We start from the raw sequence: 12,020 nt of genomic DNA, 5'->3' as shown, positions 1-12,020 counted from the left end.
ATATGGATCTTTTATTATTTTGCCGCAGAAACTGCAACATCGTTTCTGCCATATTTTTCATCACCTGTTGGTTTATCACCTACAGGACTGAATGTTGGAACGATCTTTTCGACCATTTCAACGATATTTTCGTCATTGTTATAGCTTGCACGAGCAAGCTCCCCAAGCTGACCAAGGAACGTTTCTGTGTCAAACGGTATAGGCTTTCCGATATGGATAAGCTCATTGTCCGTTTTCATCATGCCCTCCTCTGCCATAAGCTTCTCCTCAAAAAGCTTTTCGCCAGGACGCAGACCTGAGTAAACTATCTTGATATCTACATCAGGCTTATATCCTGAAAGTCTGATAAGATTTCTCGCAAGTGTGTCTATCTTCACAGGCGCACCCATATCAAGGACAAATATCTCGCCGCCCCATGCGTATGTGCCTGCCTGAAGAACAAGGCTCACAGCCTCAGGTATAGTCATGAAATATCTTATGATATCAGGGTGAGTAACAGTAACAGGACCGCCTGCTTCTATCTGCTTTTTGAACAGTGGGATTACAGAGCCGTTACTTCCAAGAACGTTTCCAAAACGAACTGCAACAAACTGTGTGCCATTTCTGCCCTTATTGCCAACGCTTTCGATCTTAACCGCTTCACTGCTCTCTATATTATCAACAGCTATCTCGTCTATCGGATCGTTCTCAAGCATACCGTCTGTCATTTCATCAACGTGTGCATGGAGCATAGGTAGAAGATCTGTCCTGCCTGCCTTGCTGATAGCGTCCATGCTCTGGATGACCATTTCGCAGAGTCTTTTACTTGCACCCATAATATTAGTAGGGTTTACAGCCTTATCAGTGCTTATAAGCACAAACCTCTTTGTGCCATGCTTCAAAGCGGCATAGGCTGTCTTGTATGTACCAACAACATTGTTTTTGATAGCCTCATTAGGGCTTGTTTCCATAAGCGGAACGTGCTTATGTGCTGCAGCGTGATAAACGATATCAGGCTTGTATTTTTCAAAAACGTCATTGATACGTCTGCTGTCACGAACAGAACCGATAAGCGTCACAAGATTGAGTTTACTGCCATATTTACGTTTAAGCTCCTGCTCTATTTCATAAGCATTGTTTTCATAAATGTCAAATATGATAAGCTGTTTAGGCTCATGACCTGCTATCTGTCGGCAAAGCTCGCTTCCGATAGAGCCACCACCACCTGTTACCAATATGGTCTCACCCTTAAGGTGCTGGAATATCTCGTCCATGTTTACTCTGATAGGCTCTCTTCCAAGCAGATCCTCGACCGCAACAGGCTTCATCTTGCTGAGAAGCACCTCACCATTTGTTATCTGATAAACGCCCGGAAGCTGTTTCATCTCACAGCCTGTTTCCTTACAAATATTAAGGATATCCCTTTTGTTCTCAGGTGATGCAGTTGGAATTGCAAAAAGGATCTGATCAATATTATACTTTTTGACGCTTTCCATAATGCAATCACGGCCACCGACGATAGGAACTCCTCCGATATTTCTTCCCCACTTATTTGGGTTATCATCGATTATGCAGAGTGGTCTTGCATTTGCACGTTCTGACATCGTAAGCTCTTTAAGGATCATCTGACCCGAAGCACCTGCACCAATGACCATTGCATTATGCACTGCCACCTGATTTGTTACCTGTTTTGCTCTTAAAAGGGTAACATATCTATAGGCAAAACGCACTGCTGTTATAAGCACGAACTGAGTTCCCGCTCCTACTATATAGTAAGCCACAGGCATTCTCATGAAGAGTAATGTTATACCCACAGCCTGGAATATGGTAGTAACTATCGAGGCCAAAAATATCCTTGACAGTTCGCCAATGCTAGCAAATCTCCACAAACTATTATAAAGCTTGAACACAAAAAACACCACAACACAGAAAGCTGTATATATTGGAGCAAACTTTACATAGGCAAGCATATACTCCTTTGGTATTGCAGAAAAAGTAAGGTCAAATCTGATGAAAAGTCCGAAAATGTAGGATAGATTTACGGCAACAATATCATAGAAACACAGAAAGAATGCAATAAGCATCCAATGTTTTATCTTTTTGTTTTTCCACACCTGAACTGTGTTTTCACTTGTTTTCTCCATAAATAAAACATACCTCCGCTCAATTAAAGCAATGAATAAGATCACACCATGGCCACCCCTCAATGGCACAGTGCAGGCTATTTATAATATCATCAATATTTTTTCTATACTTAAAAAGCAAACATTCTTTCTTCGTCAGCCATAGCAGACATGAGTACTTTATCAGAACGTCTTATATTTTCACTTCCAGATCTTTTAGCTATAAGATCAAAATTAGGTTTTCTATCATCAAGATTATGAGCATCGCTTCCAAAGACAAAATCTCTGCCACTTGAAATAAGCTTATTAACAAAACGTCTAGTGGAAAAATGCTCAAAAGCTTCTGCATTTATCTGAAAAACTGCATCCACAGACATCAGACTTTTCAGATCTGACTTTGAATAAACGCCCATATATCTATGTACATGGGCGATTATCGGAATAAGCCTTCGAGAATTTGCTATCTCGTCTATCTCCTCGACGATCCAACTGTTATACTGAGTGAATGGTGGTTCAAGAAGAATAAGTCTTGTTCCGCTGATACACAGTTTTTCAAGTTCTCCTAATACGCTGATGCCTTTTTCTATAGCCACCTCAGCACCAATATGTATATCCTTCACGGCAGGGTCAGATGCCATGAGCTTCTCATAAGCATTTTGCCGTTTGACAAGATAACTGTCTAAAGAAGCTTCCCTGTGCATATAAAAATGCGGTGTTGCCACAATTATACCTATGCCCTGCTGTTTCATCATTTTTATCATTTTAAGTGATGTTTTGATGCTGTCAGAGCCGTCATCAATATTCGGCAGTATGTGGCTGTGATAATCGGTAGTCAATCTAACATCTCCATGTCATTTAACTTTCGGCAGAAGTATCCTTCCCACCGTATTTATAGCTGTAGTCATATTTATACTTGTAGCTATACTTGTATCCGTAATGAGAACCGTTCTTTGCGGAAATATCATTAAGAACGAACCCAAGCAGATTGCAATCGCCTATCTCAAGCTTCTTCATAGACTCCTCTATCTCCTGATATGTAGTTCTGCCATATCTTGCCACAAGAAGAACGCCTGCGACCTCGTCTGCAAGGCTCATTACGTCAGTTACAGGAAGCAGCGGGGTTCCGTCGACAATAACATAATCATACTTATGCTGAACATATTCAAGCAATTCACGCATTTTCTCAGAAGCAAGAAGCTCTGACGGGTTTGGAGGCAAAACGCCTGATGTAAGAACAGCAAAATTGCCATTCTTGGTTTCATGCACACACTTATCAAATGTGCTTTCACCACTCAGTATTGTTGAAAGTCCAACATTGTTTTTTAACTTGAAGTTTCTGTGCTGAACAGGTCTTCTCATATCAGCGTCAATAAGAAGAACCTTATTTTCTGTTTCAGCCATTGAAGCTGCAAGGTTTGCAACTGTTACAGACTTACCCTCACTTGGATTAGGGCTAGAAACGACAACTATCTTATTTCGTGTTGTAGAAAGTGTAAACATAAGGTTTGTACGCATTGTTTTGTAGTTCTCTACAATATTAAACGGTATATCCTTATTATTGAACAGAAGCTGTTTTTTTCTGTCAGCAGAAGAACCTTCATCCTTTTTAGAAGTCTTTCCGCCAATATTCATTATCTCACCAACGATAGGCTTCTGATAAATGTCGCCAAGCTCATCAGAATTCTTTACAGTGTTGTCAAAGAAGTCAATAACAAGTATCACTAGAACAGCCACCATCAAGCCACCAACAAAGCCAAGGGCAACATTTTTAGTGGTGTTAGGAGAAACAGGTGTATTGTAAACCTCAGCATCACCTATCTTTTCAACTGAGCCTGCACCGATAACTCTTATAAGAAAGCTTGGAGCGACGTCAGCCATGATGTTACAAAGGTCAGAAGAAAGCTTTGCATTGGTTGTTGTGGCAGTTATCTGAAGTACCTCTGTCTGATTTACAGCGATCATGCTATAAGCATTTCTCAGGTCGTCATTTGAAACCCTGCCGCTTGTTACAGTAAAATAAGGAGCAAGCTGTTCAGGAGTATACATCTCAAGAAGTTTATCGCTTACCTCGTTCATTACCGGGTCATCAGTAAGTATAACAATGTAGGTCTGTACCAATGACTTTGAAGCGTTAATATCCTGTAAGTCAACATTAGTCTTATCCTGACCCGTTGATTGATTATCAGCACTTTTAACATACATTGAAACGTGTGACTGATACTGCTTACTCATAACAAATTTTGATACAAAAAGGGCCAGTATCGCACACACTATTGAAGCGGCAACGATATACCAAACCTTTCCGAGAAGAAGTACCAGAAGATCCTTGATAGTGTAATTTTTTTTCATTTGAATTATTCACCCTATTGTTGATATTTTCGTTATTTTCCCAAAAAATAAACTGTACAATAATAATTTTATCACATTCTATTCAAAAAGTCAACTTTAAACGATACGTTTTTTTGTATTTCAACAAAAAAATGGTTTTTTGTTATAACATACAATAAGATAAACTAAATCAGCCAAGTATTTGTTGGATAATCATATAAGCTGACAGCTTAATTTAACAATTATGAACGGCTACTGTAAAAGCCACCATTACAGTCGTTCCAAAACTATTTACCAGTCCTTGTATCATAAGTATGCCGAAATTCATGACAGATTGCTGAACTGAGGCAGCGGTCGGCATTCGCACCACTTCACCAAAACTGCAATCCTTCCAAGATTTTTTCTTGAAGGATAGTCGCAAAAGAGGTTCTTTAGCAAGAGTGTAAAAGCAAAGTCCCACACCTGACAGGGTAATTCTAACATAATCAGATGTCAACAACATTATTTTCATTGGAGTATGCAAAAGTTTCAAAATCTCATTGGAAAAGCACAATGTGATAGGCTCTGTCACCAAAGTAACAGAGCCTATGATCAGAAATGATATGTTCAGACAGCCTTTCAGGCGGCGTTCATTTCTTTCACCGAAACAATAAGAAACAAGCGAGCCACTGCCCATGCACAGACCTATTATGATCGAACAGAGAAAAGTCATGAGGGTGTATGTGCCGCCCACAGCCGCAAGGGCATTTTCGCCAAGAAATCTGCCAACAATAAGTGTCGGCAATGTTATACACCTGCTGGAGCAGATTTCACAGTATCATCGGGCTTGAAAAAGCAAGAAGCAAGCTTATGATACTGCCGTTTGTAAGATCTCTTTTCATTATCGTTCTATCTTGATACTCATACAGTTTGTACCACTAAGCTGACAACTAAGTTCATCAGGCTGATGCGTACCAACATAGAGGGTGAATTCCTTTGCAAACTGTTTTCTCTCGCCGATATCTGACACTGTTGTGAAAGCTTTGTCAGGTACTTCGATTTCAACATCAAGTTTTTCACCTTTTTTGACAAAAATCCTCTTGAAGCCGCACAGCACAGGATAAGCCGGAGCATTATCACAATGTGATTTAATGTAAAGTTCGATAACATCACAAGTATCGGCACCGCTATTTTCTACCTCTACATTGACTTTGCCATCGTCATAACTAAGCGATGTAACAACAACATCTCCATAAGTAAGACCATAGCCGAATGGATAAAGAATGTTATCTCTCGTGTACCTATATGTTCTATCAGACATAGCATAATCAGTAAAGCAAGGTAGCTTGTCGGCGCTATTATAGAATGTAACAGGCAGTTTTCCTGATGGCGACACTTTACCAAAAATAATATCCGCAATAGCCTTGCCGCCCTCTGAACCCGGATACCATGCGTGAATAAGAGCGTCACAATCATGCTCGATATTTATTGAGCTTCCTGCCGCACATACCACTATCATAGGCTTGCCGATCTTTGCGACACGCTTTATAAGCTCGCGCTGACTTTCAGGAAGTCTTAGATCGTTCTTGTCACCTGATGAAAACTCATTACCTGTGTCGCCCTCCTCGCCCTCAATAGTGGCGTCAAGACCAACGCAAAGTATCACAACATCAGAATTTGCCGCTGCCGCCTCAGCTTCGGCGTATCTATCCCCTGCCTGTGCAAGACCTGATACTCTGTCCTTATACAAGTGACAGCCTTCAGCATAAAGCACCCTGCCATCAAATGCGTCCTCGATACCCTCAAGGAAAGTAACATACCTGTCGGCTGTGCCGTTATAATTGCCCTCTAAAGCCGCTCTGCTGTCCGCATTTGGACCTATTACAGCGATAGTTGATATTGATTTTTTGTCAAGTGGTAGAATACCCTTGTTCTTGAGCAGCACCATGGACTTCACTGCACACTGGTAGGATACAGCTTTATGCTCAGGGCAAGAAACAACGCTGTATGGTATGTTGTCATATTCCGTTGACTTGTCAAACATACCAAGTCTTATGCGAGTTCTCATAAGAGCAACACAGGAAGCCCGGATTTCATCTTCTGTCACAAGCCCCTTGTCAAGAGCAGAAAGCAGGTGTACATACGTACAACCGCAGTTCACATTACAACCTGCTTTAAGTGCCATTGCGGCCGACTCTACAGGAGAAGACGTCACCATATGGTGTTCGTGGAAATCCCTTATTGCCCAGCAATCAGAAACAAAATAGCCATCAAAACCCCATTTGTCGAGCTTGCCCATTAGAAACTCACTAGCACATGACGGCTCGCCATTCACACGATTATACGCACCCATTACACCCTCGACATTTGCTTTTTTCACAAGCTCCTCAAAGGCGTAAAGATAGGTCTCTTCAAGGTCTTTCCAACTAACCTCTGCATTAAATTCATGGCGAACAGCCTCAGGTCCGCTATGTACTGCAAAATGCTTTGCACAAGCGGCAGTTTTCAGTACCTTGCCACTGCCCTGCAAGCCTTTTACATATGCCTTGCCGCACTCTGCAGTAAGATAAGGGTCTTCACCGTAAGTCTCATGACCTCTGCCCCAGCGTGGATCTCTGAAAATATTTATATTAGGTGCCCAAAGGGTAAGACCTTTGTATATATCCCTGTCATCACGCTTTGAATACTCATTATACTTGGCACGAGCTTCTGTAGAGGTTATATCTGCCACTTTGAACACAAGGTCGGTGTCAAACATAGCCGCAAGACCTATTGCCTGTGGAAACATAGTGGCAACACCGCTTCGTGCAAGCCCATGGATACCCTCATTCCACCAGTTATAGGCAGGAATGCCGAGCCGCTCGACAGCAGGAGCGTCATATCTAAGCTGTGAAGCCGCCTCCTCTACGGTCATTTCATTTACAAGTGCTTCAGCTCTTTCCTGAGCTGAAAGGCTTTCATTGAGATAATTTTTCATATATCCTCCTTGCACATTACGTCAATTATATCATACAAAAAAATTATACACCATGGCATGATATCGTGTCAAGGCGTATAATTATAATAATTAATGTAGAAATTATATCTAAATGCTTTGAGATCAGCTTTGACAAAAATCATAAAAGCACCAAAACAGTAATGTTATAAGTCTTTTATTTGAGAATGCCGAGGATCTTTCGTATTTTCCAGCAATATACAATCGCATGAAATAGCGCATATACGCACTTATACATAACTATTTCAAATTATCGTAAAAATATTTGCTTTTTCTGAAAAAAATACCAATAAAAATATTGACAATCGAATTTTAATAGTGTATAATATTGTTATAAGAAAATATTACGAAAGGTGATAGGTGTTATGAAAAAGATATTTAAGTCAATTTCGGCTTCTGTTACTGCGTTCATCATTGCTTCAACAATGGTTGTAAGCGCATCAGCAGCTTCTTCTGCCGATGTTGTCTCTGCAGCTAAATCAGCAGGTGTTCCTTCTAACCATGTATCAGAGCTTAAGAACTACCTTGATTCCCACGCTTCAAAGTTCAGCTCTGCTGACTATGATTACATGGTAAAGGCTCTCTCTGATTGTGGTGCTACATATGTTCAGCCTGTTGCTGATAAGCTTTTTGGTGCAGGAACAGATCTTGCTTCACTAACAAACGATCAGCTTAGACAGGTGTTTAAGGAAATGGGCGAGGATAGCAGAAAGGCTATTGCTGATGCTTGCGTAGCTACAGGTAAACACTTTGGTGTTACTATCAAGGTAGACGAGCTTACAAGCAAGGATTGGAACGTTCAGGTTGTTGATTCAGATGGCAATACAAACATTGGAACAAACACAGGTAACGGTTCACTTAATACTGGTGCAAACAGCATGACAGCTGTTCAGGTTGCTGCGGTTCTTACACTTGCTCTTAGTGCATTTGGTATTACAGTAGCTGTTAAGAAGAACAAAGAGTGCTAAGATATGGTCAGGAAAGAGGTTAAAGCTTCCTCGTCTGACGCAAACAAACTGAAAAAAAATAAGAGGACGTCAGTGGCTGTAATGGTCTTGACGCCTCTTTTAGTTTTGGCTCTTTGTTTGTCTATCATGACGCTGGTAAGTTATAAAAAATTCATAGAGCTGCAAGGATATGCAGCAATAGCGTTCAATGAGAACGCTCATTTGAAAAACCCATCAGAGGATAATAAATACAGAAATGCAGACGCACTGCCTATGAAGGGATTAACAAAAGTCACAGTGCCAGATTCTGATAAAAAGACGGAACAGCATGAGATAATATATCCGTATTACGGCGACAAATATGCCGAGCTGACCGTAAAGAATGATAAGGCAGGCATTAACAAAGAGCCTGTTTACTGGGGAGACTCTGATGATCTCCTAGCAAAAGGGGTTGTGCAATCTAACTATTCTGCATATATAGGTGCTACAGGCAGAGTTGTCCTTGCGGCACATAACCACACTTATTTCAGATATTTACCTAATATTCTAGTGGGTGATCAAGTGATACTAAAAACAGATTATGGCAAATTTACTTATGAGGTCACAGAAACTAAGGTACTTCCAGATACAGATACTTCCCTTTTGTATTATGACGTGACCGCAGATCCACCTGTAGATGATCTGATACTCTACACTTGCTGGAACAATGGATATATGGGTCTTTCAGATCAGAGGCTTTATGTTATCTGCAAAGTCGTAAGCAAAGAATATAAGAATTAGGAGGGTAAGATCTGTGAAAAACAAAAAACTATACAACTACCTGCCTAATCTGATAATCTCGCTGTTTTTGGCGTTTATATTCCTTGCGTTGTCACTTCTGTTTGCGGCAGACAATATTTTCTTTGAACCGACAACCTATACGAACAGTATGCACAAGATAAAAATCGAGGACACGGCTTTCCAGGAGATACAGACATATTGTGAACAACAATATGCCTACACTGGTGTTGAAGCTGATACCCTGAAGAAGTCGATTAACAAAACTGATGTATCAAACGCTATTTATAGCTATGTTGAAGATACTTTCAGTTATATTCTTGGCAAAAAGAGCGAACTTCCTGAGTTTAAGGCAGACTTTACGCTTCTTGAAAAGAATATCTCAGACGATTATACAAAATGGGCTAAAAAAGAAGGCGTTAAATATACTCAGGAACTTGAAGACATAAAGCAGAAGACAATAAAAAATGTGGAACAGGCAATTGAATCCGACCTTGACGTTATGCTTTTGAGCCATATAAATAAACCTAATGGCATTTCCACAAAGCTTAAAGATCTGCTTGTGCTTGCGAGAAAAATAAGGATAGCTCTTATTGCAACGGCTGTTATACTTATAGGCGTTATGGCAGCAGTAAACAGAAAGCATATAAGCGGTTTGCTTTATTGGGTAGGTACTTCACTTTTCTGTTCCTCAATGCTCATTCTTGTTCCGTGTGCTATCCTAAAGGGTACAAAATATTATGACGGGCTTGCGATACATAATGACACTGTGTATAATGCACTCACAAGATCCATGTATGGCTTAACTGACAGCCTTATTAAATTATCGACAGTTACTCTCATAGTGGCAGTTCTTTTTATGGCACTTTTTGCGTTGATAATCAATCTGACAAAGTTCAAAAAGAAAGAAAAATGCTAAATTTATCAGACTCCTGTTTTAAATAGGGGTCTGTTTTTTATAGAGGAAACAATTCCATTTAATAGTTGTCAATAGTTTAAAAATATGATTAAAACGTTGTAATAATATTACGATATATAATGGATATATGCAGTGCGAGATGTCAGCAGCAAGGCATCTGACGGCAAGGCTACAAAGAACATCATGCCAAGTGAAATACAAGGTATTGCAAGTCTTACAGCAGAGCTTAATGAAGTCATGATGGACTTTAAAAAGCCACAGAAAAGTATATAGTTGTCCCCTCCAAAGTGAATGCTTTGGAGGGGATTCTTTTAGAACTAATATAACTAAATACGCTTTTCAAACATGACTTTGCATAATTCAGTTTCATCATCACAAACATCTTGTGTTTTGCTAACTTCAACAAAACCACATTTTTTATACAACCTTATAGCAGATAAATTATCAGCAGTGGTCTGCACTCGAACAAATCTTTTACCTTTGTCATGCAAAAAGCTATTAGCAAACTCGACCGCAAATGTTCCAACGCCATAATACTGATATTTTGGCTCAACGGCAAGCATTGAAATATAACCAACTTCAGCGTTTTCTAGTCCGTTGATTTTCAGCCAGGCAACAGGCATAAGTCCTCGACATATCAGAAAATTTTCCTCATCTGTATCATTATTCAAAATCGACTTACACCACTCGGCATAGGATATTTTATCACCGTGTAAAGCCTTCAAATTTCTGTTGTAAAGATTGGCTACTATCTTTACATCAAGTTTTTCTCGTACAGTCACAGCGTTGTAAATTTGTCCAAACTGCTTTTCAAACATCAGGTCACCATTATTTATCAGATCATTAAACGTCTGATATGGTTTTTCAGTAAAGCCAAGCTTTTTCTGCAACTCAAGTGACGATGTGTTTTGTGGATCAACATAAGTTCGTACAGTTTTACAGCCCTTGTCTTTCAGTACATCAAAGGCTGTTGTAATCATTTTCTCCGCAATATGCTTGCGACGGTGGTTTTCCACAACAAACAGATCACCATAATACCAAAGTGTAGGGTCATCAATATTTTGTATACAACATAGCCTTCCCACAAAATCACCAGAACTACTTTGTGCTATCACATTAAAATAGTCTGTTTCTGACTTAAACCAAAAAAGCGTACTTCTCAACTCTGCAACATCACGTTGTCCCAAAAGTGCTTTGGAAATTTGCAAAGCAAGCTCATCTGACAAGTATTCGCTTATTCTTATGGTTATGATCTCAATATTTTTTGTATCCATAAAATCCTCATTTCATAAATAAAAAAAGTGTTCCCGAAAAATCGAAAACACTTAAATTCATTATTCACAAAAGAAGTTAGAACACAAAGCAATGTGAATGATAGATATTTTCGACTTCTCTGTTACGAATATTCATATCAATCACCTGCCTTTCAACTCTGGCAGGGGCAGAAGGATTCGAACCCTCGGCACGCGGTTTTGGAGACCGCTGCTCTACCAACTGAGCTATACCCCTAGATAAAAAATGTGGTGGACCATCAGGGACTCGAACCCCGGACCCACCGGTTATGAGCCGGTTGCTCTAACCAACTGAGCTAATGGTCCACATAGAGCAAAAAAAATAGCAAGCTTTTTGAGAAGCTTGCATAACGACCTCACGCAAGCGAGAGGAAATATTGGTGACCCGTGGGAGAATCGAACTCCCGATGCCGGCGTGAGAGGCCGGAGTCTTAACCGCTTGACCAACGGGCCATATAATGCTGAGCTGCAGCATATAAAGAAAAACCGCAGCGAGCAAAAATATATCTGCCCGTTACGGGAAATTTGGTGCACCATCGGGGACTCGAACCCAGGACCCACTGATTAAGAGTCAGTTGCTCTACCATCTGAGCTAATGGTGCATAGGTGTCGGCAGCACCCTATCTTACCGGGACGTTACCATCCAAGTATTTTCGGCGAAGAAGAGCTTAACTACTGTGT

Annotated in this window: 10 protein-coding genes and 4 tRNA genes; 4 read left to right on the top strand and 10 right to left on the bottom strand. The window is 40.3% G+C overall.

All coding sequences use genetic code 11. The features are described 5' to 3' along the window. Window positions 1-14 precede the first annotated feature (14 nt). The 5 genes from AB5Z01_RS01665 to AB5Z01_RS01645 form a co-directional block, all read right to left on the bottom strand. Entirely contained in the window at window positions 15-2,123 is a 2,109-nt protein-coding gene (locus AB5Z01_RS01665; RefSeq protein ID WP_368365243.1) for a polysaccharide biosynthesis protein, read from the bottom strand. Between the two features lie 110 nt (window positions 2,124-2,233). Continuing rightward, complete coding sequence (locus tag AB5Z01_RS01660; protein ID WP_117923736.1) at window positions 2,234-2,938, bottom strand: CpsB/CapC family capsule biosynthesis tyrosine phosphatase; 705 nt, start codon at window positions 2,936-2,938, stop codon at window positions 2,234-2,236. Between the two features lie 19 nt (window positions 2,939-2,957). Continuing rightward, on the bottom strand, window positions 2,958-4,451 hold the full coding sequence (locus tag AB5Z01_RS01655; protein WP_368365242.1) for a polysaccharide biosynthesis tyrosine autokinase: 1,494 nt from the start codon (window positions 4,449-4,451) through the stop codon (window positions 2,958-2,960). 214 nt (window positions 4,452-4,665) lie between these two features. Next, window positions 4,666-5,214 carry an MATE family efflux transporter gene (locus tag AB5Z01_RS01650; protein WP_195220781.1) on the bottom strand — a complete coding sequence of 183 codons (549 nt, stop codon included), beginning with the start codon at window positions 5,212-5,214 and terminating at the stop codon, window positions 4,666-4,668. Between the two features lie 96 nt (window positions 5,215-5,310). Further along, window positions 5,311-7,386 (bottom strand): glycoside hydrolase family 3 C-terminal domain-containing protein, encoded by a 2,076-nt coding sequence (locus tag AB5Z01_RS01645; RefSeq protein WP_368365241.1) that lies wholly within the window; start codon window positions 7,384-7,386, stop codon window positions 5,311-5,313. Window positions 7,387-7,769: 383 nt separating this feature from the next. Here AB5Z01_RS01645 and AB5Z01_RS01640 point away from each other — a divergent pair, with 383 nt between their 5' ends. From AB5Z01_RS01640 to AB5Z01_RS01625, 4 genes are all read left to right on the top strand, one after another. Continuing rightward, window positions 7,770-8,372 (top strand): hypothetical protein, encoded by a 603-nt coding sequence (locus tag AB5Z01_RS01640; protein WP_022286496.1) that lies wholly within the window; start codon window positions 7,770-7,772, stop codon window positions 8,370-8,372. A 3-nt stretch (window positions 8,373-8,375) separates the two neighbouring features. Next, window positions 8,376-9,131: a class D sortase gene (locus AB5Z01_RS01635; protein WP_330042180.1), complete on the top strand. Its 756-nt coding sequence runs from the start codon at window positions 8,376-8,378 to the stop codon at window positions 9,129-9,131. 13 nt (window positions 9,132-9,144) lie between these two features. Beyond that, a complete protein-coding gene (locus tag AB5Z01_RS01630; protein ID WP_368365240.1) occupies window positions 9,145-10,047 on the top strand; it encodes a hypothetical protein in 903 nt (300 codons plus the stop codon). Between the two features lie 132 nt (window positions 10,048-10,179). Next, window positions 10,180-10,320 (top strand): hypothetical protein, encoded by a 141-nt coding sequence (locus AB5Z01_RS01625; RefSeq protein ID WP_368365239.1) that lies wholly within the window; start codon window positions 10,180-10,182, stop codon window positions 10,318-10,320. A 53-nt stretch (window positions 10,321-10,373) separates the two neighbouring features. On the opposite strand, the gene AB5Z01_RS01620 is transcribed toward AB5Z01_RS01625, so the two are convergent. The 5 genes from AB5Z01_RS01620 to AB5Z01_RS01600 all read right to left on the bottom strand — a co-directional run bounded on the left by AB5Z01_RS01620 (window position 10,374) and on the right by AB5Z01_RS01600 (window position 11,941). Beyond that, window positions 10,374-11,321 carry a GNAT family N-acetyltransferase gene (locus tag AB5Z01_RS01620; RefSeq protein ID WP_368365238.1) on the bottom strand — a complete coding sequence of 316 codons (948 nt, stop codon included), beginning with the start codon at window positions 11,319-11,321 and terminating at the stop codon, window positions 10,374-10,376. 159 nt (window positions 11,322-11,480) lie between these two features. Then, window positions 11,481-11,556, bottom strand: a tRNA-Trp gene (locus tag AB5Z01_RS01615). 12 nt (window positions 11,557-11,568) lie between these two features. After that, window positions 11,569-11,645: transfer RNA gene (locus tag AB5Z01_RS01610), tRNA-Ile, on the bottom strand. A 72-nt stretch (window positions 11,646-11,717) separates the two neighbouring features. Further along, window positions 11,718-11,792: transfer RNA gene (locus AB5Z01_RS01605), tRNA-Glu, on the bottom strand. A gap of 73 nt (window positions 11,793-11,865) precedes the next feature. Beyond that, window positions 11,866-11,941 (bottom strand) — tRNA-Lys (locus tag AB5Z01_RS01600). Window positions 11,942-12,020 lie beyond the last annotated feature (79 nt).

Source organism: Ruminococcus sp. RTP21359st1_H3_RTP21359_211015 (assembly GCF_040909065.1).
Lineage (GTDB): Bacteria > Bacillota > Clostridia > Oscillospirales > Ruminococcaceae > Hominimerdicola > Hominimerdicola aceti.
Note: the sequence above shows the minus strand (reverse complement) of the source record. Positions and strands in the feature narration are given on the sequence as shown.

What these genes read in the sequence shown, in the direction of transcription:
- AB5Z01_RS01665 (WP_368365243.1), bottom strand. Translation starts at nt 2,123, where the DNA reads ATGGAGAAAACAAGTGAAAACACAGTTCAGGTGTGGAAAAACAAAAAG.
- AB5Z01_RS01655 (WP_368365242.1), bottom strand. Translation starts at nt 4,451, where the DNA reads ATGAAAAAAAATTACACTATCAAGGATCTTCTGGTACTTCTTCTCGGA.
- AB5Z01_RS01645 (WP_368365241.1), bottom strand. Translation starts at nt 7,386, where the DNA reads ATGAAAAATTATCTCAATGAAAGCCTTTCAGCTCAGGAAAGAGCTGAA.
- AB5Z01_RS01640 (WP_022286496.1), top strand. Translation starts at nt 7,770, where the DNA reads ATGAAAAAGATATTTAAGTCAATTTCGGCTTCTGTTACTGCGTTCATC.
- AB5Z01_RS01635 (WP_330042180.1), top strand. Translation starts at nt 8,376, where the DNA reads ATGGTCAGGAAAGAGGTTAAAGCTTCCTCGTCTGACGCAAACAAACTG.
- AB5Z01_RS01620 (WP_368365238.1), bottom strand. Translation starts at nt 11,321, where the DNA reads ATGGATACAAAAAATATTGAGATCATAACCATAAGAATAAGCGAATAC.